Annotated in this window: 20 protein-coding genes; 4 read left to right on the plus strand and 16 right to left on the minus strand. The window is 45.5% G+C overall.

Annotated features, from left to right (window positions below):
• Window positions 1-85: 85 nt before the first annotated feature.
• The 4 genes from AC58UW_RS00455 to AC58UW_RS00470 form a co-directional block, all read right to left on the minus strand.
• Window positions 86-1,864 (minus strand): cache domain-containing sensor histidine kinase, encoded by a 1,779-nt coding sequence (locus AC58UW_RS00455; RefSeq protein WP_497418757.1) that lies wholly within the window; start codon window positions 1,862-1,864, stop codon window positions 86-88.
• A gap of 151 nt (window positions 1,865-2,015) precedes the next feature.
• Window positions 2,016-3,035: an S-layer homology domain-containing protein gene (locus tag AC58UW_RS00460; protein ID WP_497418758.1), complete on the minus strand. Its 1,020-nt coding sequence runs from the start codon at window positions 3,033-3,035 to the stop codon at window positions 2,016-2,018.
• 483 nt (window positions 3,036-3,518) lie between these two features.
• Complete coding sequence (locus tag AC58UW_RS00465) at window positions 3,519-4,505, minus strand: Gfo/Idh/MocA family protein (protein ID WP_497418759.1); 987 nt, start codon at window positions 4,503-4,505, stop codon at window positions 3,519-3,521.
• 31 nt (window positions 4,506-4,536) lie between these two features.
• Window positions 4,537-5,514 (minus strand): Gfo/Idh/MocA family protein, encoded by a 978-nt coding sequence (locus tag AC58UW_RS00470; RefSeq protein ID WP_497418760.1) that lies wholly within the window; start codon window positions 5,512-5,514, stop codon window positions 4,537-4,539.
• Window positions 5,515-5,643: 129 nt separating this feature from the next.
• Here AC58UW_RS00470 and AC58UW_RS00475 point away from each other — a divergent pair, with 129 nt between their 5' ends.
• Window positions 5,644-6,522 carry a helix-turn-helix domain-containing protein gene (locus tag AC58UW_RS00475; protein WP_497418761.1) on the plus strand — a complete coding sequence of 293 codons (879 nt, stop codon included), beginning with the start codon at window positions 5,644-5,646 and terminating at the stop codon, window positions 6,520-6,522.
• A gap of 83 nt (window positions 6,523-6,605) precedes the next feature.
• On the plus strand, window positions 6,606-7,061 hold the full coding sequence (locus AC58UW_RS00480; RefSeq protein WP_497418762.1) for a DinB family protein: 456 nt from the start codon (window positions 6,606-6,608) through the stop codon (window positions 7,059-7,061).
• A 74-nt stretch (window positions 7,062-7,135) separates the two neighbouring features.
• Here the strand turns inward: AC58UW_RS00480 and AC58UW_RS00485 are convergent, their stop codons facing one another.
• On the minus strand, window positions 7,136-8,278 hold the full coding sequence (locus AC58UW_RS00485) for a stalk domain-containing protein (RefSeq protein WP_497418763.1): 1,143 nt from the start codon (window positions 8,276-8,278) through the stop codon (window positions 7,136-7,138).
• Window positions 8,279-8,360: 82 nt separating this feature from the next.
• Window positions 8,361-8,582 carry a hypothetical protein gene (locus AC58UW_RS00490; protein WP_497418764.1) on the minus strand — a complete coding sequence of 74 codons (222 nt, stop codon included), beginning with the start codon at window positions 8,580-8,582 and terminating at the stop codon, window positions 8,361-8,363.
• 133 nt (window positions 8,583-8,715) lie between these two features.
• Between AC58UW_RS00490 and AC58UW_RS00495 the strand changes: the two genes are divergently transcribed.
• Window positions 8,716-9,558: a GNAT family N-acetyltransferase gene (locus AC58UW_RS00495; RefSeq protein WP_497418765.1), complete on the plus strand. Its 843-nt coding sequence runs from the start codon at window positions 8,716-8,718 to the stop codon at window positions 9,556-9,558.
• Window positions 9,559-9,640: 82 nt separating this feature from the next.
• Here AC58UW_RS00495 and AC58UW_RS00500 read toward each other — a convergent pair whose 3' ends face one another.
• On the minus strand, window positions 9,641-10,465 hold the full coding sequence (locus AC58UW_RS00500) for a phytanoyl-CoA dioxygenase family protein (protein WP_497418766.1): 825 nt from the start codon (window positions 10,463-10,465) through the stop codon (window positions 9,641-9,643).
• 174 nt (window positions 10,466-10,639) lie between these two features.
• Between AC58UW_RS00500 and AC58UW_RS00505 the strand changes: the two genes are divergently transcribed.
• Window positions 10,640-11,443, plus strand: a complete 804-nt coding sequence (locus tag AC58UW_RS00505; RefSeq protein WP_497418767.1) for an AraC family transcriptional regulator — start codon at window positions 10,640-10,642, stop codon at window positions 11,441-11,443.
• Window positions 11,444-11,498: 55 nt separating this feature from the next.
• On the opposite strand, the gene AC58UW_RS00510 is transcribed toward AC58UW_RS00505, so the two are convergent.
• The 9 genes from AC58UW_RS00510 to AC58UW_RS00550 form a co-directional block, all read right to left on the minus strand.
• Window positions 11,499-12,515, minus strand: coding sequence for an S-layer homology domain-containing protein (locus tag AC58UW_RS00510; RefSeq protein ID WP_497418768.1), 1,017 nt, complete (start codon window positions 12,513-12,515; stop codon window positions 11,499-11,501).
• A gap of 70 nt (window positions 12,516-12,585) precedes the next feature.
• On the minus strand, window positions 12,586-15,735 hold the full coding sequence (locus AC58UW_RS00515) for a LamG-like jellyroll fold domain-containing protein (RefSeq protein WP_497418769.1): 3,150 nt from the start codon (window positions 15,733-15,735) through the stop codon (window positions 12,586-12,588).
• 144 nt (window positions 15,736-15,879) lie between these two features.
• Window positions 15,880-19,143, minus strand: a complete 3,264-nt coding sequence (locus AC58UW_RS00520; protein WP_497418770.1) for a family 20 glycosylhydrolase — start codon at window positions 19,141-19,143, stop codon at window positions 15,880-15,882.
• A 30-nt stretch (window positions 19,144-19,173) separates the two neighbouring features.
• Window positions 19,174-20,022, minus strand: a complete 849-nt coding sequence (locus tag AC58UW_RS00525) for a carbohydrate ABC transporter permease (protein WP_497418771.1) — start codon at window positions 20,020-20,022, stop codon at window positions 19,174-19,176.
• A 13-nt stretch (window positions 20,023-20,035) separates the two neighbouring features.
• Window positions 20,036-20,959: a carbohydrate ABC transporter permease gene (locus tag AC58UW_RS00530; RefSeq protein ID WP_497419306.1), complete on the minus strand. Its 924-nt coding sequence runs from the start codon at window positions 20,957-20,959 to the stop codon at window positions 20,036-20,038.
• Window positions 20,960-21,014: 55 nt separating this feature from the next.
• Complete coding sequence (locus tag AC58UW_RS00535) at window positions 21,015-22,388, minus strand: ABC transporter substrate-binding protein (protein ID WP_497418772.1); 1,374 nt, start codon at window positions 22,386-22,388, stop codon at window positions 21,015-21,017.
• 187 nt (window positions 22,389-22,575) lie between these two features.
• Window positions 22,576-23,847, minus strand: coding sequence for an extracellular solute-binding protein (locus AC58UW_RS00540; protein ID WP_497418773.1), 1,272 nt, complete (start codon window positions 23,845-23,847; stop codon window positions 22,576-22,578).
• Window positions 23,848-23,872: 25 nt separating this feature from the next.
• On the minus strand, window positions 23,873-24,865 hold the full coding sequence (locus tag AC58UW_RS00545) for a substrate-binding domain-containing protein (protein WP_497418774.1): 993 nt from the start codon (window positions 24,863-24,865) through the stop codon (window positions 23,873-23,875).
• Window positions 24,855-26,651 (minus strand): cache domain-containing sensor histidine kinase, encoded by a 1,797-nt coding sequence (locus AC58UW_RS00550; RefSeq protein ID WP_497418775.1) that lies wholly within the window; start codon window positions 26,649-26,651, stop codon window positions 24,855-24,857. The genes AC58UW_RS00545 and AC58UW_RS00550 overlap by 11 nt, the downstream gene beginning before the upstream one ends.

Raw genomic sequence — 26,651 nt, forward strand, 5'->3', positions numbered from 1 at the left:
ATCATTTGTGCTACTTTCATCATACCCGCGATGTAAACGCATCCAAATGATCTTTTCGGCTGTAGAGTTGATCTTTTTTGAACCGTTAGAATGATTTATCTTCTTTATCTTTGAAAATGAGTGGAACTTTCATGGTAACTTTCGTTCCTTCCGGCTCATTGGCTGCAAGTGTCAAGCCGTAATCTTCCCCGTGGTGCAACTGAATACGGTGGTGCACATTGGCAAACCCCATCCCCGTAAACGTATGCGGACTGCTTTTCGCTCGGAACTGCGTTAGCTGTTCCTCCTTCATCCCCTCGCCATTGTCGGCTATCACGATGTATAGACTGCCTTCATGAACATTGGCGGCTATCACGATTTTACCCTGCGATTCCTTACCGGCCATCCCGTGTACGATACTGTTCTCCAGAATGGGCTGAAGCAACAGCTTGAGCAAATATTTCGACTCCGTCTGCGGATCAATCTGCCATTCTACTTCAAATTTATGACCATAGCGGATTTCCATGATGTATAAATAATGCTTTAAATTTTCAACTTCATCGGAAAAACGTGTAAGAATGCCTCCCCTGTTAAAAGAAGAAGAAACGAGCCGCATCAAGGCATTGGTCATGTTTCGAATGTTATCCACCTTGCTGATGAGCGCCATCAATTTAATCGCATTCAGCGTATTAATCAGGAAATGCGGGTTAATTTGCGATTGCAAGGCAGCGAACTCCGCCTTTCTTTTCATCTGCTCCTCTTCCTCACGTTGACGAATCAACAGCTTAATCTGATCCAGCATATGATTGAACGTGCGGCCAAGCGTAGCCATTTCTGCAATACCGGATGTGCCGATTTTGGCATTCAGATCCCCCTCCATAACTAGGGACATTTTACGTACCAACACATGAATGGGCCGGGTCAGACCTTTTACCAAATAGAAGGAGATAAGCAAAAATACCGCAATAACAGCAAGTGTAGCAAACAGGACGATTTTATAAATTCGGTTATAATTGGCGGTAAGCTCGCTATACGGAATTTCCTGTACGACCTTCCACTCTGTTTGACCAACGGCAGCATATGTAACGAGCATCTCAGTCTTACTGAATTTGTCGATAAAATGCCCTTCATTAGTTAATTTTATTTGCTCAAGCCTGGCAAGACTCTCACTCGTCTCGTTCCAGTTGCTGCTGGAAGAAATGACTTGACCCTCTCCCGTCACAATAGCAAAAGCGGATTTATCATAGGGCTGCTGCAGGAAAATTTTGTCGAACGCTTCTTCGTTCAATGTAAAACAAACCATTTCAACATCGCTTAACGTATGAAAAGCACTCGGTGCAATGGCTGCAGACAATCCTGACGGTACAGTCTGGCCAAACAACATCATCCGCTGGAGGCCCAGAAATTGGACGTTATCCGTTTGCTGCAACGTCCTCCGGTACCACTCCATCGCACGAACTTCCTGCTCATCCGTGGACAGATTTTGTTGGAACGAATACACACCACCGTCTTTGTAAAAAAAATGGATCGCCAGAAGCTGGCTCGACATCGAGTAGGTATATCGGCTAAGCGCAAGCTCCAGCGCATAAATGTAAGCGTAGCGATTGCTTTCATCTGCTTGATGCAGCGCTGTGGCAATCGACAAGATATCCCGATCGACGCCGACGGCCGCCGTCACGTACTCGATCTTGCTGATCTCCTGCTGGGCGGAATAGGTGACCGCATGAAGCGTTTGCAATGAACGTTCTGTCGTTTGCTGCAGCAGATCGCGTTTATATACTTGCAGAATCATGGTCGAAATAATTACGATGGGGAACACAACCATCACAACTAACAAGACATGGAGCGTCGCCGAAAACGTCCACGGTTTAGCTAACAACTTCATCCTGGGCACCCCGTCATGTCAAAATACGATAGATGACTTTCTCACCTTACATTCGGTCATTTTGAGAGAATGTCCTTTTTTCTCTTTTGGATTCGACAGAAATTCTTATATTTCGACATGATTGAGCTGCCGATTCAGTTCGGTTGCGCTTTTAATGGCTAGCCTCTTTTAAAAGCCGCTTTAGTACGACCACGGCTTCGGCTCGGCTTGCATGCTCCTGTGGAGCGAACTCTTGGTCGGTTCTTCCGTTCATTAAGCCCGCTTCCACAGCAAGCTGAACAAAGGGCTTCGCCCATTCGCTAACGGCAGCTTCATCACTGAATGGAATCGCGCCTGTCGCTTGCATAGCTTCCACTTTGGTTCCGGCTGCATGCGCCTTCGCTCTAATGAGCATTGCTGTCATTTCCTCGCGGGTTATATTCTTCTCTGGGGCAAATTCATGCTCAGATATGCCATTAATCAAACCTGCCGCATACGCCTTTTTCACCGTAGATTCGTACCAAGAGCCTGAAGCAACATCGTCGAACGGAATTGGGCCGGCGCTGTCCTTCAGATTTAAAACCTTGGCAATGAGTGTCGCGAATTGCGCTCTTGTTACATTCGTGTCCGGTGCGAAATGATCGTCATCCATTCCTTCCACGATTTGTTTGCCGACCATCTCCATAATGTCGGGTTTCGCCCAGTGCCCTGCCAGATCGCTGAAAATTTTGGTGAAATCTTGAGACGAATTCAAAGCGAGAGTTTGACTTTTCAAATTGTGATCGACCATTTTCAGAGACGTCCATTTCACATTCGTTTTGCCTACTTTTTTGGCTTTAAAGGTGATGGTGCCAAGAACGACATCTCCCTTTTCACCATTGACCTTACCAATCTTCGTGTGAGCTATGGTTACTTCATTGTTTTTCACAATAGGCGAGATGGAGAAACCTTCTATATTCGTTTCCGCTTTAACCACTTCCAGCTTGCTTGCGTCGATGCTGAATTTGGCTTCATACGCAAATAAATCAGCAAGCTGCTCCCCCTTCAAGGTGACTGTAAATTCCCCCGTTGATTCCGTATCGGACGTCGACATCGTAAATTGGGATGCTTCCTCCGCAAGGGCCGCATTAGTGAAGGTAAACGTGCTGCACAGCATGCATACGGCGGCACTCAGAATAAGGTTATTTTTCATTTGGGTTCATCCTTTCTTATCGTTCGACAAATTTTGCAAACGCTTTCAAATATAGATGGAAAAGAAAGTTCTCAAGTAAATTATAGCGATTCCTGATAGGAAGGCTCATGATGTTTTTTGTTCTATTCATGATGTTTTTTGAACAGCGAGCGATCGTTCTCCCGGATGGATATTGGGGAACTACAGGCCGCTATTCCACTGAAAAGGCGCATTCTCCGCCTGCAAGGGGAACTAGGTTCCGCTATTTTGCCGATTTAACCTGAAAAACGTGCCATGGTGTTCGAATAAGATCCTCTAGTTCCGTTCAGAGAGGAAATAGCTCGTTTTTCTCTAAATAGGGGACCTCAGTTCCCTTCAGTAAATCCTTAGCGGAATTCTCGCTAGTACCCCACACCAAGCGAAGCTTCCAACGCGTGTCTCCCATCGCTACACAAAAAAACCCGCTCACTTAGTCCAAAAGACTAAATGAAACGGGCTTTCATCCTACATCGCGACCGGCTGCCCAAGCTTGGCAGACTCATATGCAGCAAGCGCTACTTGCGCCGCTTTCAAACCGTCTTCACCTGTGACCGGCACCTGCTCGCCTTGGCGCAGCGCCTTGACGAAGTCACGGATCATGAACGCATCCATATCGTCGCCCCAGAAGGTGTATTGCCCTTTCCCCGCAGCATTGCTGAACAGGTCATTTTTCTGAGCAAAGCCGTCTACCGTGATGACGCCCCGGGTGCCGACAATCTCCATCGTCACGTCTCCCCATGTTGGGAACGATTTGGGGCGCGACCAGCTCGTATCCAGCACTGCAAATACGCCGTTCTCGAACTTGATGTGCAGCATGCCGGCATCTTCCACATCGAGATCTTCTCTGAAAAGCGTAGCCGCATAAGCGTACACTTCCTTCACTTCCGACTGTAAAAACCAGTTCATCAAGTCCATCACGTGCACGGTGTGGTCGAGAACGGCTCCGCCTCCCGATAAGCTTTTGTCGATGAACCATCCGCCAGGATTACCCCCGTGATTCGTCCCTTTAATCGCGACGATGTCACCGATATCGCCACGCTCGATAGCTTCCTTCGCCCGCACCACAGCCGCCAAGTAGCGGCAAGGAAAAGCTGTCATTAACTGCACACCGTTATGCTTGCAGGCAGCAATCATTTGCTCCATCTCTTCCATGGTCGTGCCGAGCGGCTTCTCACATAACACGTGTTTCTTCGCATTCGCTGCGTCGATTACAAGCTTGGCGTGATGAACGTTCTCCGAGCAAATGATCACAGCGTCCACATCTTGTGCGAGCAAGTCGCGGTAATCGGCATAATACGGAACTTCATGGCGTTCTGCGATGCCTTCAACCCGGCTTTTCACTTCATCTGCAATTCCAACGATTTTGACATCAGGCAGCTCTAGTAAACTATTAAAATAACTGAATGCATGACCGTGCGCGAAGCTAATCATGCCTATTTTCAATGAATCCATGATAGGTCCCTCCCGGAATGTTTGGCTCTTATTACAGCAGCACAGCTTTGCCAGATTGAATCGAATCAAGCGCAGCTTTGGCGATCCTTAGTGCTTCGCATGCATCGTGCGCTGTTACGATCGGATCGCTGCCGTCGCGGATGCAAGTCAGAAAATGTTCAAGCTCGGTGTAATACGGATCATAGAAGCTCGGGCTTTGCGGAATTTCAACAACTTTCCCCCCGCTCTCTGGAGGGGAAGCCTTGCGAATTTGCAAAGATTGCGCGTTCATACTGTCAGTGCGAACAAGTCCCTCGGAGCCTGCAAACTCTGCCGCATAGCGGAAGGATCCCGGATATCCCCAGAATGCCTCGAGATTAGCCACTGCGCCGCTATCAAAAACTAGCGTAACGAGCGCATAATCCATCGTTCCATCACATTTGTTCATCCCGTAAACCGACTTGACCTCGCCTAGTGTCCAACGCATGAAATCGATGTCGTGCACCATTAAATCGACGATTACGCCTCCGCTTTTGTCTGCGTCCATAAACCAAGACCTGGCCTCTCCAGGATGGCCACCTACACGCCGGGCATTCGCAACACCGACCCTGCCGATTTGACCGGCATCAATTTGCTGCTTCATCTGCGCATATTCAGGGAAAAAGCGCACGACGTGTCCAATGAATAAACGAACCCCATTTTCTTCGCAGCAAGCGATCATTTCTTTGGCGTCTTCCAAATGCAGCGCCACTGGTTTCTCACAGATGACATGTTTCCCTGCCTTTGCGGCTTGAATAACAACCTCTTTATGTAAGAAGGTAGGAACTGCGATGCTAACCACGTCAAATTCGACAGTAGAAATCATCTCCTCAAACGTCGCGAAAGCTGCCGTTCCCACTTTTTTTGCAGCCTCTGCCGCATACGCTTCATTAATATCACATACGCCAACCAGTTCTACGCCGGGCATCTTCGCATAACACTTTGCATGCCACTGACCCATACCGCCACAGCCGACTATTGCCACTTTCATCTCTCACTCGCCCTTTCAATTGTTGTATACTAATTAAAGCAATCATACCGATTCGACAGCTTTTCAAAAATGACGCGGTTTGTCTAGTTTATATCCAAATTTGCCGTGATGGACTAGGTGATGTTACTTATGGAAACGTTCAAAGAACCCATTCATTATCAGAATGAACACCTATGCATGAAGGTTTGGCAGTTCACCAATACAAGTCCGAAGAGTCATCCGCTCGGGCAGCAATGGCATTATCATAAAGAGGTTGAACTGATTATCGTGCAAGAAGGAAAACTGGATATTCGTACGCCGGACAATCTCTATCACCTCTCACCAGGAGAAGTCGCCCTTATCGGCTCTTCCCAGCTTCATCACAGTTGTAAGCCGGAAGACGAACCTCTCGTCTACATCGTGCTCCACGTCGATCTTCAGCCCTACTTTGATCCTGCGATGATGATGTATTACCGGCATTTTTCGGAAATGGTGCGGCCACTCGAAGATCTGAACTATATGTTCCTTGAAAATGAGCGCGCCAAACAGGAGATCGGCCGAATCATCGTCGACATTCATGCTGAGATGATGAACAAAACCAAAGGCTATGAAATTGCCATGAGCATGCACATCAAACATCTGCTGGTAACGCTGCTGCGCCATGACCGGCGTGAGTTGCTCCAGCCCTTCGGCTTTGTGGACGCGGCTGTTATGAGGCCCATTCTCGATTATGTGGAAGCCCATCTAGGGGAAAAAATCGAAATGGAAGACGTTAGCCGGAGCGCTGGAATGAGCTATACGTACTTCTCGAAGTTTTTCAAAAAATGCGTTGGCGTCTCATTCACTGACTATGTGAATCGGCAGCGGATTCGAAAGGCCGAGCAGCTGCTCATCACCAAAACCGACATTGTCACCGATATAGCCGTAACTGTGGGGATCGAGAATATGGCTCATTTTTATGAGCTGTTTAAGCGCTATAATGGCTGCACGCCGAAGGAATATGTCAGAAAGCTGCTGCGGGAAAGCTGATTTTTAATGTAGAGCATGGATTAAGAATGGTACAATAGGAGTCGATAACGTTCCATCCCATAACTTCAGGAGGATTGATAAGAATGAGAGATACCTTTTTATTCGGAGCAATGGACAAGTACCGCAATCGCTTGCTGCAGTTGGCGGAAGGATGTCCTGAGGACAAAAGAAATGTCGTGCCTGAAGGGTTTAACAACAGCATTCATTGGCAGATCGGTCACGTGCTTTCGGTGACGAATCGCATCGTCTTCGTTCTTTCCGAGCAAACTTCATTACTTCCAGCGAACTATTTATCCTTTTTTGGCAATGGTACGAAACCTGCGGATTGGCACGAAGAACCGCCTGCGTGGGATGCGATTATCGCGCAACTGAAGGAACAACCTTCTCAGATCCGCAATACCTTTCACGACAAGCTGGAAGTGCCAGTCAAAGAGAACATGCTGCACGCTGCGACGATTGAACAGTTAATCAACACTAATATTATGCATGAAGCCAATCATTTGGGCGTTATCTCCGCAATGATGAAAGTGCTGAAATAATTAGAAACAAAAAAAACAGCCGTTCAAAGGTTACTTTGGACAGCTGTTTTTTTATTTCACAACTCTATTGATCCTTATTTTTCAATTGGACCGGTATCCACGACCTCAAAGTCGCTTCCTTTCAGCTTGCTCAGCTTACGTAAGTCATCGTCATCCCATTTCGGATCAGGCGCTCCGCTGACATAGAGATCACTGCCGTTGTCCGCGACGATCATGCCATATTTCTTCATGGCACGAAGGATGGCTTGATTCGTAGGTGAGTAACCGGAAATATCAAAATCGTCCCGCAGCCGCATTCTTAGTCCCATTGGCGGAAGATTGGAGTCCGTACTGCTCGAAGCATAGTGGGTGGCTGGGGCGACGAATCCTTTTTGTGTTTTGCGGACTGTAAACCGCAGGGCATGGTTGATTTCCCCAGCAGAAGCTTCGTCATAACGGACAAGACCTGGGAAAATCGGCAAACCGGCTGCGTCAGCAGATGTCCAGTATTTGGTCCGCAATGCGTTTGATTTCAAATCCCATTTGGCGCCGTTCGAAGCTTTCCAACCATCTGCCGTCGGATGCGCATTATACAATTCATACAGGCTCTGATTGTCTTTATCAACAACGATAACATGGCGGTCGCCGTCACTGTTAGGCCCGCCCTCGATGGGCGAATTCAGCGGGATCGGATAAGGACCAGGATCGCTCTCATCGCCATAGTCGGTGAACGTCACATTTACTTTCGGCTGATTACCGTCAACGATTGTGTATGGAATCCCAATTGGGGCGCCTTCCCACATCGTGCCGAAATCCGCATGCAGACTCGTATTTAAGCCAATCGAAGAGATAAACTGCGCCGATTTCTGATGGACAGGGTAGCTAGAAATATCGGTATTCCATGGGTTATCCTTTGGAAATACTTGCAACGCAGCCGATCCTCCTGGTGCTGGATTCTGTACAGGCTTGTCCCCAACATAGATGGAACTTGTTGCATCATCCCAACTTACCGGTTTCCCTAGCGATTCAGACAGAAATCTTAGCGGTACATAGGTCGTATCCTTGTAGATAAACCCCTGTAAATCCTTCGGGGGCTGCTTGTTCTCACCATCGAAATAATACTGTAATTTGCGAAAATAAACGTCGATCCCAACCGCATCAGTCGCCGCGTAAGTAAGCCCTGAGAAGAATAAGGCGCCACATACGAAGCCGACTGTTCCCGCTTTCCATTTACCCAATGTATGGTCACTCTCCCATTTACCTATTGATATTGTGGATTCTTTCGCCTAACATTAAATTATTCGAAAGATATCTCCCCATTTATGTCGTTTCCACCCGAAAAATCGTCCCATCATCTCGGTAGTAATACGCAATTTCATCCATTATCGTGCTTAAGCGGACGGTGTTGTTGGTGAATTTTTCGATTATTCCGCGGTCTACTTCACAATAAACACCCTCAGCGTCCGTCTGAAGCACGGAAACCGGCGTTTGAGACAAAGCTGCGATAAAAAGATCCGCATCAGATTCCAACATCTTTTGCATGGGTACAGCCTCACCTTCGGATAGGTCAATTGCGACCCGCTTTTTACAAAATAATACTTGAGTATATGTAGGAACTTATGATGTATTAACCTTTTATTCGTAATCGCTGATATTTCGAAAGGGGATGGTGCCATTGATACGTATTGACAAGTATGAGAGTCTGACCGCATTTAAAAAAGATGTGATCTCTTTCTTAGAACAAGATGAAGCCGCCAACAATTTATTATTAGGTGTTCTGCAATCTTTGAGCGAGCAGGATAAAACTCCCCTGTTGATGGCTACAGTTCGGAAATTAAACGAGATCGGACTGATCTTGCTTCAAACACATCCGAAACAAATTATTTTATCAAAACCCGTTGCTCTTTCATCCCAGGACGTACACGATCTTGGTGAAAAGCTGGTGCATACCGTTCGAACCATCCCAGGCTTTATTGGTGAAAAGAAAATAACGACCGAACTTGCCTTGTATATATCCCAAGCAAAGGGGACTTCTGCCATTGTCCTCATGATGCAAACCATTTACAAACTAGAGAAGGTTAATAGTACGTTGCAAACGAAGGGAAAACTACGGCAAGTCATTGAAAAAGACCATCACCTCATACAAGAGTGGGTATATGGCTTCGGCATGGAAACAAAACAACCTCTTAGTTTAGAAGACGCGTCGAACAAGGCCACCTTTCTGATTAATAAAGGAAATTTAGTAGCATGGGAAGTAAATGGAGAGTTGGTTTCCATGGCCTATGCCACTCGCCCTACGGGGCACAATATTACCATCACCTATGTATATACACCTAGCATCCAAAGAAAAAAGGGATATGCCTCTGATTGTGTGTCAGCATTTACGCAACAGCTGTTGGATCGTGGCTACCAAACAACAAGCTTATACGCAGATCAGAGCAATCCAACATCGAATAATATTTATAGGCAAATTGGATACGAAGCGACTATGGATTCAATCGTCATCCAATTCCAATGACGCCAGAAGTGACGGAGTCGATCAATAAAATAAGAGGCTATCTCCTAGGTCATTTCTGACTTTGAGACAGCCTCTTCGCATTTTATTTATAATGGCCCTTCGGTTTTTTGCCGCTCCATCTCTCGTCAACCTTCTCACTGGCCGATTGATATCTCGCATCAACACTAATCCGATACTGGTTCGTCGTATTTTCAAGCGAGCAGTGCATCAAAAACATACCGAATATCAACACATCCCCAGCCTGAAACTCGGTAGTTGCCCACTTGCCGCCAAATTTCTCCGTTATGACCAGCGGATCATCGGTATAGTGGCCAACTCCATCGCGGTCTGAATCTTTGGAGCCGTAAGATTGCTTCAATTTTTCGAAACGATGAGAACCAAGGCATATAGCCAGTCCACCCATTTCATACGAAACGTCTCCGAGAGGTGACCATACGGTGTAGACGCTCTGAGTTCCTCTGCCCATATACACGATATCGTAGTGCGCTCCGGTGAAATCGCCTTTGCCTACGGCGCGGAGCCATTTGTAATGATACGTAAGCGATTGTTCCCCAATGAAGTCATCGAAAAAGCGCATAATATGATCGCCATTTAACACATTCAACAGTGCGGGCAGGTCTTCATTCGTTCCCCCCATGAAAATGGTTTTACTGCCGTCGGCCATAACGCCGTCTTCGAGCTGTGTGTCGCGATCCAGCTTGCCCATTTGAGCCATTTTTTCCAAAATACTCGTCCGGGCTTCCAGCACCCTATCTCTATTATGGAACCCGCGGATTAATAAATAGCCGTCTTCCTCCATCCGTTCACGCAGCGCCTGCTGATCATGCAAAATATCATTGGAGCTTCTAAGCTCCGTCAATTGCTCGCCATCCATCTCTAATTCACGATTTCCTACCTTCACCATCATTGTACATACACTCCTCTACTTATGGCATCTGATTTAAGTGTAGAGGAATTACCTGTTTTCATCCATGGATGGATGGTTTAAATCCATGTATAATTGTACATATATCTGAATCGTTTCCGCTATAATCCCTCATTTTAATGTACAGTAGAACGATTTCCAAGGAGGCGTCGCTTTATGTCCTTCATGAATATCCCTTACAGTTTAAGAAATACGCCGATCCCTTTCGCATCATTCAGTTCGATTTGGAAAGTGCAAGCAAATGACACCTACACGAACATGAAAGCGAATGGTTTTGAGGTTCCTGGCCTATTTATTACCTACGAAGGAAAGGGGCTTCTCACGCAAGGGGAACAGCAATATGACTTGCACGCAGGCACTTATTTTTTCGTTCCGGATGGGAAGCCCACATCTTACAGATGTCAGGACAATGACTGGAAGTTTTATTTTCTGGAATTTAGCTCCCTGGATGCCATGAACGCTTTGCAGCTGCCCGTAAACGAGGTGGTTTCAACGGGGAAAGCAGCTGAGGCCATTCAATTGTGTGAACGAATCATTGATCTGTTGATTGCTGAGCCATTTGGATTCGCCTATTCTTCCAATATCCTTCTGCAGGAAGTGATGCTTCTCTTTGCTAGAGAGCATTCAGCAGCCCCTACTACCCGCCATACAGAGCTCGATAAAATTATGATCTACATCCACCGGAATTTGGACAAAGTGATCCGGGTTGATGAGCTTATTGCCCAAAGCGGCATGTCTCGGACTACGTTTTTCACTCGCTTCCGCTCAATAACAGGCTTATCCCCCAACGAATACATGTTGAATTTAAAGCTCGAATCGGCCAAAATATCGCTGGAGACAACGAGCTTATCCGTCAAAGAAATCGCAGCCCATTTGCAATTTTACGATGAATTTCACTTTTCCAAGTTGTTTAAAAGGAAGTTCGGTTTGTCGCCTAGCGCTTATCGCCGTCTAACCTAACAAAGGCTGCCCAACCGCTTGTATCAAGCGATGGCAGCCTTTATTATCGTTTTGCTTATTTCGATCCAGCTAACAGTCTTTTCAGTACGACCACGGCTTCTGCTCTCGTCGCTTGTCCCTGCGGAGCAAACTCCACGGTTGTTCGACCATTCATCAAGCCGGCATCAACAGCAAGCTGAACCACTTTTTTCGCCCACTCACTGATTGCATCTTCATCGTTAAATATTAGAGATGAGCTGCTTGTCATATCTTCTATTCTCATCCCAGTTACATACGACTTCGCTCTCATCAGCATCGCTGCCATCTCTTCACGCGTAATGTTCTTCTCTGGGGCGAACTCACGGTCAGAAACGCCGTTGATTAGGCCTGCCGCATATACTTTCTTCACCGTATCCTCGTACCAGGAGCGGGCTGCGACGTCCGAGAATGGTGACTGTACAGAACTGCTTTTCAAATCTAATGCTCTGGAAATCAATGTTGCAAACTGCGCTCTTGTAACCGTGGCGTCTGGTGCGAAATGATTGTCGTCCATACCCTCCACAATGCTTTTATCAACCATTGACATCACATCTGATTTTGCCCAATGCCCAACAAGGTCACTAAAAATTTTGGTAAAATCATATGAATTATCAAGTGCAATGGTTTGATTTTTCAAATTGTGATCCACGATTTTCATAGAGCTCCATGTAAGATGGGATGTCCCTGGCTTTTTGGCTTTAAAAGTGATCGTGGCAATATCGAGGTTTCCCTTCTCCCCACTTACATTGCCGACTTTTGTATGCGCAAAGGTAACTTCATTGTCCTTGACAATGGGAGAAATGGAGAAGCCTTCTATCTTCGTATTCGCTTTGACAACGTCTAGTTTGCTTGCATCAAAGCTGATTTTGGCTTCGTAACCGTATAAGTCCTGAATATTTGTACCTTGCAAAGTTAAGGTAAATTCACTTGTCGATTCCGTAGCCGAAGTCTTTAGGACAAATTGCGAAGCATTTTCCGCATAAGCAGGGGATAATAAGGCTGCGAAGCAACAAAGATTGCAGACTAATGTACCAAGAATGATCTTACGTCTCATCCTAATCCATCCTCTCGTGTCCAAAAGAGGGAGATCAATATAAAACCTCATCTGATCTCCTCGCTTCCGGTTACTCTAAAATTTTCATCGCAATGGCAGCGAGGTCATCGATGTCAATTTTACCGTCTCTGTTAACATCTGCTGCCTTCGCAATCTGCCAATCTGCACTAGCCGTTGTTTTACCGTAGTGAGCGGCAGTAATCGAGATGTCACCGATGCTAACTTTGTCATCGCCATTGACATCGCCAAGGACGGCAGCCTCGATATTGACGTCGATTGAAGACGCGCCGATCGACGTTTCCACACCGGCTGCATTAGCAAGCTTGGCGCTTTCTACCGTGATCGCTGCAGTAGCCGACTGTGAGATCGTCTTCGCTCTGAACGTTACTTCGAGCATCTGCTCATTGCCCGTAACTGCACCTTCCGGGCCTTCGCTGGCCAGAATAAAGCGCACCTTACCTCCTGTGTCCTGTGTTTCAATAAGGCTTACTTTATCCTTCTCAGTCTTAGCCGAAACGAAGTCAAGCAGGTTAGCATCGTAATTTAGCACATAATCTTGCGCATAAACGGCATCTGTCACTCTGCTGACCCCTAGATGTACAACGAACTCCTCGCCTGCGTCCACAGCCTTCACACTATTGAGTCTTGTATACGGACCTGCGGACACATCATCCCGCACTTCACTTAACAGATTTGGCAATACTTCTCTTCCTGTCGAATCAGCAACAACGGCTGTTTCGAGCGATGCTGAAGCATCCTCGCCCAGCGGTGTAGCTTGGATCTTCAATAAAGCTGCATCCGGCGTAATCCCGTTATCCGAGTTCAGAATGACTCTCGTTCGGCCATTAGCCGACTCGCTGCGAACCACCCTTACGCCATCTTGAAGCGATTCGACCCCGTAGACATTCAGCCCTACAGTCGCTAGCTCCACGTCTATCGCCTTCGCTGCCGACTGCTCGCTGCTAATTGCCAACTCATAATGCTTAAACTCCTGCGTACCTGGAACCAGCACCTTAGTCAACGTTAACTCCGGGGCATCCGCTTTGTTCTGATCCTTCTGATCGACGAACATGCCGTTAATCACATTGGAATCGCCCATCGCGTTAACACCTAATGCTTTTAATACAGTAGCGTTCAAATCTTTGGTTGTCCCGCCTTGCAAAATTTTCTCCTTACCCATATCGGTTGCAACGGTTCTGCCGTTAGCTGCTATAAAAGTCGTTGTCGCCAGAGGTGAATCTTGACCGTGAGAAGTAGCACTTCCCAATGTTGTGTTCGGATTCTCCGTTCCTCCGCCGTGATCTGGCAACATGACAATCAACGTATCGTCCAGCAACTCATTATCCCGCAGGGAGTTCATGATCGCTCCTACGTTCAGATCCGTCTTCGTTAATTGTTCATAGTATTTCTTCGTGTAGAAACCGAAGTCATGTCCTGCATGATCCATATTATCCAGTTGAATGAACATCAACGACGTATCGAGCGCCTTGCCGCTGTTGACATAGTCCACGAAGGAAGCCGTGTCCTGTTCATCAGTCCCAGAACCGACCTCAACACCAACGGATGGCTCGATATGCCCGTTCAAAATATTAGTCCATCCAGCGAAAGCTGCCAATTTCTTATTCGGCATAACTTCCCTTAACTTCTTAAAAATAGAAGGGTATGGCGATGATTCCGAATAATAATAAAGCTCGCTTTCTGAATTGCCAATTTGATGCTTGCTGTAATCAACACCAGTAAGCATGGCCCCCCAGTTGGGAGATGAGCTTGAAGGGAGCGTCGTTTTGACCGAATAACTGACAGCTCCATGTTCAATCAGGTTTCGTATAGCAGGCGCAACCAGTCGATTGCCAACTTGTTCTTTGAGCGAGCTTGGCGTCTCCCAGTACGGTGCGTTCGGCATCACGGATACTCCGCCGCCATCCATCCCGATAACCACAACCCTCTTATAGGGGGCATACTTCGCATTTGCGGCAATTTGGCTCTGCACCGCTTCGGAAGCGCTCTGCGCAAGCGCTAGATCTCCTACTGTGATCGTGCCATCCTGATTCAAGTCTTCTGTTGCTTTCGGATGGATTTGAACAGTCTTCGGCTGTGACTGAAATACCTCATTGTCTAACTTGGCGGTGCCTGCATAGAACTCTGCCTTACTAACTTGAATTTGCCCTTGACCGGAAGCAGCCTTCGTTTTGAAATACACTTCAGAAATTCTTGATTTGGCAAACTCAAGCGGATCTGCCTCGTTGTAGATGTTACCTCCCGGTATTTCCAATTTGACAACACCTGGCCTGGATGTATCAGCCGAAACTGCTTTCGTTGCACTTACAAATTCAAATAAATTACTGTCAAAGGTGAGTTCAACGACGGATTTATCTATTGAGGTGCTCATTAGCGGTGTGCGAAGATCCAGATTAACTCGGAACGTGCTTCCCTTCACGGCATGCTCGGCGCTAATTAAGTTCAAGGAACCCTTAAAAGGGTCATTCGTATCCTCTTGCACTGGCGCGCTGCTGAACATTTCCCCAGCTTCTTGCTCGGTTACGGCCCGATTGATAATCTGCATTTCATCAACTTGCATTTGAAACGTATCGACCCCATAGGAACCTGTTCCGTCGTTACCGATCATGGTTTTTAGCCCTGCATCAATTGTTCCTGTCTGTCCGGCAATGTTCATACTGTTCGTGATCCCTTGATACAAAGTTCCGGATTTCACGGCAACGTCGACGGGAAGTCCATCCTTGTAGAAATCTACCCTTCCAGTCGCTCTGTCATGAGAAACAACGATGTGATGCCATTTTCCATTCGCCACATTCGGAATTTCGGCATCCGCGCGGGAGCCGCCCGTTGTGTTATAGTTCCATTTCAAACTATTATTCGGCAATAAAGCCAGAACGTAGCCCGGACTGCTTCCGCTATCCCAATTCTTGTTTGAAATCACCGGCGGATCACTGGATACACCGGACGATTTAATCCAAAATGCTAATGTAAAGTTGGTGTTCGTGCCGAACTGCAAATTCGCAGGTTTACCCAAATCCAGGTATTGCCTATCTGAACTGGTAGAGTTGAGCTTGATTGCTTTTCCGTCTCTTCCCTGTACATAGGTCAGATTCCCATGAGCTGTAACACTCGTTGCATGGGGTGAGCTGTCAACAGCGTTGTCCTCAAACTTCAATTGAACCTCTTTGTCCGAATCGACGACAGACGCATAAGCTTGTCCCAAGAAGGGAACCCCTAAGGGTAGCCCCGCTGTCGTCAAGAGAGTTGCGGTTAACGTAGATATGCAAACTTGCTTACATGTAATTTTCAATGAAATTTCCCCCAGTACCACAAAGTATAGAGTTGCGCGCTATTTCGACTTTTTAAGTTATTGAACAATTTTGCGTGCGAGGGTTGCAAGGTCAATAATATCAATTACATTGTCGTTGTTCATGTCTACGATTTTGACTAAATTCCAATCCGGACTTGAAGAGTTTTTGCCATAATTGGCTGCTGCGAAGCCAAGATCGCCAACACTTACTTGGTTGTCCCCGTTCACATCTCCTGGGACTCCTACAGGTACTACCGTTACTTGGACCGTCATCGACGAAACGTCTGCTTTGGATTCGACGCCATTCTCGTCGCCTAGTGTTGCATCGGTGACTGAGATTTGCCCGCTTGCCGATTGCTGGACATTCTTCGCTTTAAAGACAATCTCGGCGATATCCGCTGTACCTGTAATTGCATTGGCTGCTCCTTCACTTGCAAGGATAAGTCGAAGCGTACCCGCCTGATCCTTCGATCCCACAATGCTGACTCCAGCTTTCACTGAAGCAACCGATACGAATTCCATGACATTCGCATCATAGGTAAGCTTAATATCTTGACCATATACACTATGCGTCACATTGTTCAAGCCCAAACGAACTGTGAAGGTATGACCTGTGACAACGGAGCTTGCACCGCTGAGCGTAGTTCCAGGGTCTGCAGCATCTACGGTTAGTTGACTAACAGTCGTAAAATTGCCTTCAGCCGTAGTGGCGGTAATCGTTGCACTGCCCATTTTGAGCGCAGTCACAACAGCTTTGCCATCTCCGCTGTCAACGACAGTGGCTACTGTTTCATCGCTGCTGCTCCATGTAACGTTTTTGTTCGTTGCATTTAGCGGCGCTATAACCGCTTCAAGTTCGCCCGATTTTCCAGCTTTCAAACGCAGTTGTTCCTGGTCCATCCGGACACCAGTGACAGCAATTTGTTCAAACGGAACGATTTCCGCTCGGTCCACTGAAACTGTTTTACCTGTTGATTCACTATTTTTTGTTCCCGTTACTCGGACTTTAATCGTATGCAAGCCTTTACCTAAAGCCCGAGATACGAACGAATGAACCCCGCTCTGGGTAGACGAAGCATACAAATCAATCATTTGCTCTGCACCACCATCAATGGAAATGCCGGCAATTCCTTGATCAGGTCCTTTCGTGCCAACTAGAATGATTTGTTTTCCTTCAAATTTCATCTCATAAGCATCATTCGTTGTTGCGCTGGCACTCTCATTGCCATGATTCCACGTACCTGTAAAATAGAATTCGTTATTGTTCATTCCACTCGTACTGTTCTCAATCACTGTCCGATTGTAAACTTCGGCGCGTTCAAGCGAAAGGAACATACCGGTAGACGAGCTATTCTTTCTTCCCGTTACTCTGGCTTTGACGGTATGTTCGCCATACGGCAGGACAGGCGATGTATACCAAGCCGTCGTATTTTGGCGTGATGAAGCGTATAGATCCGCATCAACTTCGCTGCCGCCATCGAGAGATACGGCTGCAATACCATGCCCTGGAGCTATTCCGCCAAGCAACTTAATCTGTGTTCCAATAAATTTGATTTCAAAATAGCTATTGGTCAAGCCCGAATAACTATCCGATGAAACGACCCAACCTGTGCTGCCACTTGTGCTGATGGGTGAATAATTAATTTTATTGATATCTGTTCCTCTAGCATCGTTATTGATTACTGTGACTCCTAACGGATCTGCTTGCGCAGGGTTAACGACAGCAGGAGCATCTCCAATTAAACTCACTCGGTTGAAGAACTCAGCAACGCTAGCCGACCTAGGTCCTCCCCACATTCTTTCAGAGAGTGCTTGACGTGGCTTTCTAGATGCATCTTCAAAGTTGGATTCTGGAATAATATATTCACCATCCCCAACTTCTGAGCCATTGAACGCACTTCCGCTTTCATACCCGGTTCTTCCATCCGGTGTCTTGACCAGATTCCAATAATCAGACCAAATGGAGAGGAAATAGCCCATCATATTGGCATGAACAGCTGGAGCCCACGTCTCATACAAGGAGGTTGTTTTAGGCAAAAGACCCTTACCTGCCGTTACATACAACACATCACCCGGAGAAGCGTAAACTTTATATCCATCTCTGGCAAAATCAATTGCTTGCTTAGAGGAGCTTGCCTCATCACTCCAAACCGTTATCACGTTATCTGTATTCAGTGAAATGCTCGGATGATAATCTTCAAACCCGTTCCAGTTCATAGGGATTTTCCCAAGCTGCTTCACATGATCGCTCATTTCATTAATGAACTGTATGAAGCTGTCTCCGACCTTGGGCAAGTTGTTAGTCGTTTTGTAAGTAACAAGCTCGGCACAAGCATTCATTCTGGATTCTGATTGAATTTCATCAGAGCCGATATGGAAGTAAGGTCCTTTAAACAACGGAACAAACTCATCAAGAAGCGCTTTGATCCATGCACGCGTTTCAGGCTTCGTATAATCGACTGTAAATTGTGGAATATCCCACCCCGTCGTATCTGTATCCATCGAAGAACAGCTGAATTTCATTGCTGGATTGTACTTGTTGAGAATGGCCGCATGGCCGGGCATTTCTAATTCAGGAATGATTAATACATGATAACGTTCTGCGATTTCATTCAATCGTTCGATATCAGCCTTGCTGTACGATTTGGCAGAAGCCAAACCCGGATAGGTCTCACTTTGCAATCGGAATCCGTTCCATTCGCTGAAATGAATTTGGAATGTATTCAGTTTATTCCACGCAAGCCGTTTGATCGTATCTTCTAAATAGCTCATGGAATAATATCTCCGGCCGACGTCAAGCATGATTCCACGCTGAGCATATTGCGGATAATCCTTGGCTAAACCACGAGGGATATTCGATCGCACTGCATCTTGCTGTAAAATTTGCAATATCGTTCGAGTCCCGTAAAATACACCGCCGGATGTATGCGCTTTAATTGAGATGGAGGCTGCTGCTTCCAACACGTATCCTTCGTTGCCGATTACCGAATCTGTGGTATCCAGTGTCAAGAAAATATCGCCAGCATTGGCTGAACTAGCCTGAACAACAGAAACATCTTTGCCGGCAATCAGCTTTAATTCTTCCTTGAAATCCGCTGCCGTGTCCGCAAGTTCTGCACCATAGGACGAATCAATAACAATTCGTGAGGAGTCTTTTAATTGAAAAGCGCCTGTTCCCCCTGTCCATTCTCGCAAGCTGGGAACCACATTGGGAGCCGCATTGGCCGCATAGGAGACAGAAGGCAATTGTAATAAGGAAACTAGTAAGGAAAATACCATTAGCGCTATGACTGATCTTCTTTTTAAAAAAGAGTATCTCACGTTGAACTCCTCCATTTTATCGTTTTCTTATTAACCTTTTAAAGCTCCAGCCGTAATACCTCCAGTAATTTGTTTTTGAAAGATGCTGTAAAACAGAATCGGCGGCCCCATCGATATGATTAATGCGGCGAAGAGGGGGCCCCATTCCGTTCTGTACTGCATTTCACCTTGCATAACAGCGATTGCAACCGGAATCGTATATTTCGCGGGGTCACTAATAAGCACGAGTGCAAATACATATTCATTCCAAATATTCAGCACCGTGATAATAGCAACTGAAATCAATCCCGGTCTAGCGAGGGGAAGCATCACTCGAAAAAATATGCCATAGTGGGAAGCCCCATCAATAGATGCCGCTTCTTCGAGTTCGCCTGGCAACGTTTTAAAAAAACTAACGAGGACGAAAACAGCGAATGGTACCGCTGTAACCGTGTAAACGAGGGTTAATCCAATCAAATTGTTTGTTAAATGAAAATCATTCAGAAGAAAAAATAAGGGAATAATACCTAGGAATGTGGGAATCATCATGTAAGAAAGGTACGAATAATACAGCAACCCATTGCCTCTGAACGTGAATCGGGCAATCACATAAGCGGTCGTCGCTGATAAAAGAACGGCGACAAGCGTACTTACTACGGTTACAAATAAAGAATTCAAAAAATTATGACCGAAATTGTACTTCTCCCAAACAAAGGAGAAATTTGACCAGAGCAAGGGGAGTTTCGGCAGATCCCAAGGTTTTCCCAAGAAAAACTGCTGATTATCCTTCAATGAACTTAGAACCGTCCATAATAGCGGATAAAGAATACAAAAGGACCAGGCGATTAAGCACACTTTGAAAAATAAACGAAATACAGGATGTATCGTTGTTTGACTCATAAGAATTACCCCTCTACGTTAATTCAATGGTTTCTTTCTTCATCATCCTTTGTAGTGTTGCCGTCGTGATCAATGAAAGGACCAGAATAAGAACGCCAATGGCAGATGCATAACTAAACTTGCCGAACTTGAAGGCATTGAGATATAAGTAGGAGCCCATAACCTGGGTGGCATTATCCACGCCGCCTTCAAAAGTCATGATTGTCACGATAACAAAGGATCCATTTAGAGTCGTCATGACAATCCAGAGCACGGATGTTTTGATCTGCTCCCACGAAAGCGGGAGGGTAATCAGCCAAAATTGATGCCATTGCGACGCACCGTCGATGTCAGCTGACTCGAATAACGACGATGGAATACTGAGAATGCCAGCGACCAACAATATAATCGTGAAGCCTACTCCAGCCCAGATCGAAGGCGGCAAAAGCGCGAAGATCGACCATTTATCGCCTAACCAAGCGAATTCGAACTTTTTATCCGTAAATAAGGAGATAAAGGAATTCAGGAATCCCAGGTTCGGATTGTAGACATAGCGCCAGAGGACCCCGACAACAACAACGGAAAGCACATTTGGTATGAAGAAAACGATACGATAGAAGTTGGAGCCTTTCAGATTGAATCGAGTTAGTGCGATTGCGAAGAACATAGATAAGATCATAAATCCAACGACTTTGCCGATAACCAGAATATAGTCATTTCGAATGGTTTTGAGGATCACAGCGTCATGAAGCATATCCTTGAAATTTCCAAGACCAATAAAGTTATAGGTTTCAGAGCCGCCAGACCAGTCAAACAAACTAAGATAAATCCCTTTAAACATCGGATAAACGGTAAAGACTAGATAGAGCAATAAAGTCGGAAGGATAAAGGAAAGAATGAAGAGGTTACGCTTCATTCTTGCAGTCCCGGTTCTACTACCAGTTTTCCGATCATTCATGACGGTTGTGGACGTCTTTATCTCTGTCATGGTTTCCTCCACTCCAATGCTCACGTTATTTCTTTTCTTTCGAGCGAATTTTTTCTGTCGCTTCTTCCATGCGATCCGCCCACTGCTGCGGTGTAATTTCACCTTTGGTAAGTGCGATCGTTGCGTTGTTTCTTGCTGTAACAAGCTCTTCTGGAATCACGATTTCCGGTGCAACAACGGTATTAGGTGAGTTATAGAATTTCGCTGCTTCTTTCGTAAGTGCAGGTGCATTCGTTCCTTCTAGATCCGCCTTAATATTCGATGGAGCCTTGGATAGTTCAGCCCACAGCTTACTTTGTTTTTCCGTAAAAATGAATTGCATAAACGCTTTAGCCGCTTCAGGATTTTTTGCTTTCTTAGCTATAGCTACAGTTGCCGTATAGGGATTCGCTACGAACTTACCACCTTTGTCTTGACCGATGGAAGGCAAGAATCCGAACTCAAATCCGGCTGGAATGTCCTTGGACATTTCGCTTTCCACCCAAATGCCTGTCGGGATGAACGCTGCTTTATGCTGCAGCCATTGGGACTGGGAATCGGTGTGGTTAAGAGCAGGTGATCCTTTGTCGATGAGACCTTTATCTCTCATTTCAACTATCTTTGTGAGCGATTTCATAACAGGTTCACTTTTCCAAACGCCTTTCTCAAGAGCATTGATTTTCTTGAAAATGGATGTATCATAGTTGTTCATCGCAATAATGGTTGGATCCAGCAAACCTCCATTGATATAGTAAGGATAAACGCCTGTATGGATATAATCGCTCATCTTTCCATCCGCTTTAATTTTCTCGCCTAATGCCATGAAGCTTTCAAAATCAGCTGGCGCTTCCCAACCTTTGCTTTTGAATAATGCTTTATCGTAGAACGTTCCCCAAGATCCGAAGACTAATGGAACCGCGTAAGCTTTTCCTTGCTTGTACTCTTCCGGAGGAGCAATCAGAAGATCAAGTATTTTCTTTCCGTCTACGTTTTTCGCATCCTTTAACCAGTCCGTAATATCCATGAGTTGGTCATCTGTTACCATTTGTCTTGTGTTGGAACCAGCTCCGTCGATGTAAACAAAATCAGGTGGATTGCCTTGCAGCCAGCGCGGTTTCATCTGATCATTAATTTTCGCTCCAGCAGACTCTTTAATCTTCAAATCCGGATTCTGCTTTTGGAAATCAGCAATCGCTTGCTTCCACCAGAGATCTCCATATCCGCCAACAAAATATTGCACTTCAAATTCTCCTGCAAGCTTGGCTCCCCCTGGTGCTGCACTGTCAGCCGGTTTGGCGCTCTCAGCAGGCTTGACTGACGTCGATATCGTATTCGCCTTGTTGCCTCCGCAGCCACTTAGTGTGAACATTACTGTCGACAACAACATACCCAATGCCATAACTTTTTGTGTATTTCTCATTTGAAATGACCTCCCTAAGTGTTTTGTTGAGCTGTTCTTACACTTTAATCATAGTGACTTTCGCGGAAGACAACCATTGAGAAAAAAACTATTAATAGTCTAAAAACGTATTGTCTTTATGCTCATCTTGTCGAAAGAAACAAAATAACGCCGATAAATTGTCCTTGTCCTTGTTCTCATGCACAATTCAATCGTTGTTATCGAGAGCAATTTGCTGCAACCGGTCCAGTGCCTGTTTAGGACTTAGCTGACCGAGCAGGACGGTTTGCCCCATGTTTCTAGTTGCATTAAGAACAGCCGACCAAGCAGGATGATTAATGGGGTAGAACTTTGCGCTTTTAATCGCGTCTAAATTTTGCTTCATGGATGGATCCGTAGCCGCCAGTTTATCGCCAACCGTACGTGTGGTTGGAAGAAACCCTTCCCGGACAACAAACTGCTCATATCGTGCATCCTCATACAGAAAATCGAGGAATTTGGACAAAGCGTTCTTATTCGAATGATTGGTTTTGAAAGACATAAGGACATCCTGTACGCCAAGAACGAGAGGTGTCTGCCCCTCTTTAACCGGGATCGGCCCTTTGCCCCAATTTAAACCGGGATACTCATAGGGGACGACAGTCTCAAAATAATTGCCGGAAATCAGCATCCCCAGCTGCCCGTTTCCAAGGATGCGCTGCTTTTCATCCCGTGTTGTTACGGCTGGCTCGCTATCTGTTAAATCTTTGTCATACAGATTTTTTAGGAACGTTATGCCTTCCACATTCTCCGGAGAATTGATTGCCCACTCCCCATTTTTCATCCAACCTCCGCCTGCGCCATAAAAAAAATAAGACAGATATGCCCAAATTTCATTATCCGTTAAATCGACACCAAAGCCGTCAATTTGCTTGCTTTCTTTTATTTTACGTGCATCTTCCTCAAGACTTTTCCAGGTTTTTGGCGATTCTGTCAGTCCGACTTCATTAAAGATATCTTTGTTAAAATACAATTGGCGAATCGTCGATGCATAAGGGATCGTATATCGGGTGCCATCCATTTTGGTACTATCCTGTAAGTATGGATAAATTTTGTCTTTTAACTCATTAGAAAGAATATCCTCCATACTGTTCAGCAGCCCATCCTTGGCAAAATGCGCATAAATATTCGTGAGCAGCAAATCTGGAGGTTGATTACGGCTGATCATTGTATTATAGGCGCTATCGAGAATGTCCCAGTTAATGACCTGCAGCTCGACATCTATATTCGGATACATGGTCTCAAACTCCCTCACCAGATTCTCGAAGTAGGGCTTCGTAGCTGAGCTATACTCTGCAGCTACAAAAGTAATCGACGCTCTAGCCTCGGGATCGGTAGAAGCGGTATAATGGTTCTCTTTCAAGCAGCCCGTGATAAATAAAACCGTAAGAGCGAGCAGGATCGTTGCCGTACTCTTTTTTCTGTTATCAAATAAACACATCGTTTGACCCCCTTCTATCATTTCTCTACTTTTCCACCAATGGAAAGAGAAGCTCCTGATTTTCTTGGGTATACATATTCTCTCTCGTAATCAACTGGGCACTGATGCTCACTTTCGGCTTTACCTTAATGCCAGTTGAAGCCTGAATCGCAGTTTCAACCGCTAAATAGCCGATATTAAATGGTTTTTGCACAATAATCGCCTGTAAAATACCTTCTTCCAAAAGCTTAATTTGATACACGGAACTATCGAAGCCGACGATTTTGATGCCCTTACCTCTTTGATTCTCTTTGACGGCCCTAGCAGCCCCTAAGGTGGAAATTTCATTGAATGCCGCAATGCCTTGGAGATCTGGGTATTTAGCCAGCAGATTCTTCACCTGCTCATATGCGGCATCTACGGTTCCTTCAAGCTCGAAATTTCCTTCATATTCAATATCAGGGGAAGCAGCAAGCCTTTCTTGAAAGCCTCTCTGGCGCTCCTTCTCCGCTCTCGAGGCCTGACTACTACCGCTTAATGAAATAAGGCGAGAAAATTGATCGTTGTGTCCTCCTGCCAGAAACTCCCCAGCTTTTCTCCCCGCTTCCGCATTGTCAGTAGCAATAAGGCTTGCTTCTGTTTGCGCATGAACAGGAGAATCGATCAATATGAGCTTTGTTCCTGACTTCTTGATCCTCTCAACAGCAGCCGAAAGCCCCTCGTAATCCGTTGCTGCGAGAATGATCGCATTTGGCTTTTTTAGCAGCGCTTCGTCCACCTTGCGAATTTGTGCAGCCGTATCCGTTTCCGTTAAAGGGCCTGTAATGTCAATGTTTACGATGTATTCCTTGGCTGCTTCTTTCACACCAGAACTAATCATCTGCCAATAATCAGAACGTATATTTGTCGTTTTTAGGATAACCGCGATTTCAAGTCTTCTTGGATTCGTGATTTGCAGCAGCTCCATGCTGGTAACAACAATAAAACCAAGCACAATGACAAGCAGTACGGCCCAAATAACCGGTTTTTTAAGGGGCATGGTTAACTCCTTTCCGAATGTCTTTGGGGAGAACGATGCTGACCTCCGTGCCTTCCCACTTTTCGCTTTTATAGGAAAGACCGAACTCATTTCCAAATAATTTGACGCGCTCGTTTACATTGCTGACCCCTATTCCCTTGATGACGCCGTCTCGCACTTTCAATATTTGCTCAAGTTTGTCCGGTTCCATGCCAACACCGTTATCCGCAACAACAAAAACAAGCGTATCTTCTTGCGCTTTTCCCGTTATTTTTACTAGACCAGGCTCCAAACTATTTTTGATCCCATGATAAATCGCATTCTCCACAATCGGTTGCAAAATAATTTTGGGAACATGCATGTCCAGAATCAAGGGATCAACATCGATCTGGAAGTCAAGCTTGTCCTTGTATCTCATCGACTGAATCAAGAGATAATTCGTAATATGTTCGATTTCGACTCGAACGGGAACGGTCTCCTCATTTTTATGAATAATTGCCCGAAACAATTTGGCTAGAGAAGATGTCATCAAAACGACTTCACCCAGCTTTTTTCGTTCAGCCATCCAAATGATAGAATCCAGCGTGTTATATAAGAAATGCGGATTGATCTGCGCTTCTAGCAGTTTCATTTCGCTCTTGCGTTTGGATTCTTCGTTCAGAATAATTTGATTCATTAGATCTTTAATGCGGCCAACCATGATATTGAACGTACGACTTAATTGCCCAATCTCATTTTTACTTTGAAATTCCGAGCGGATGTTGAAGTCTCCTTTTTCCACTAGTTTCATGTTTCTTTGCAGCTGTTTAATAGGCCCAGATAGGTGGCGGGAAATAAAAAATGAGAGGAACAATGCGATGGCTAGGGCGAAAAGTGTCCATAAAAAATAAGAGACATTAATTTGATACTGATTAGCGATGAGTTCATTGGAATAAGCGACCCCGACGATTTTCCAACCGAAATGCGTCTCCTGAATCGTGTACATTCGTTTCTTGTTGCCTTCTCCGGTTGTAAAGCTGCCGCTTCCGGATTGTTTGACTTTATCGATCATTTCCATCTTGAGGTTGCTGTTGATCAATTTCTGCTGCGGATGATACACGATGTTGCCATCCTTATCCACGATGAAGAGATACCCTCGTTTTCCAAGGTTAATATGCTTGCAAATCTCGTTAATGACACTCAAATTCAAATCCACTAAGAAGACGCCTTCGCCTGTGATGCCGTCCGCGCTTTTGAGCTCGCGGCTTAATGAAACAACCCATCGATACTCATTCTGGATAACGTTCTGAACGTGCGGAGCGGAAATAACGGATTTCCCTCCCTCTGTCACGGCGTTTTTGTACCATGGCTGGTCTTGGAAATTTGTGTTCAGATTAAGGCTTGTAATTCTACGGTCTGAGACGAAACGCTTGTTATACCCAAATACCATAATCGAAGCAATATCTTTACGGGTAATCAAAATGGATTGAAATAAATCGGAAATTCGTTTCTCATACGGCCTGCGCTCCTCATCGCTGAGAAAGCTCGTTCCCGTAATATAATATTTCACATCCTTATTCGTGGATGCCAGAATCGAGATATCCTCCATGTTCGTAATGTACGATTGAAGATTAATATTCACTTGCTGGACAATTTCTGAAATATAATGCTTGGAGTTCAATTCTACCGCTTCAGCCGAAAGCCGATAGGACATAGAGCTTGTAATAATAATAAGTATTAGGATCAGGCAAGAGAAGACAACAGAAATACTGGATTGAATGCTTCTGAATTTGAATAGAAATGATCTAATATACCATTCTTTCTTCAT

The organism is Paenibacillus sp. J22R160 (assembly GCF_059692135.1).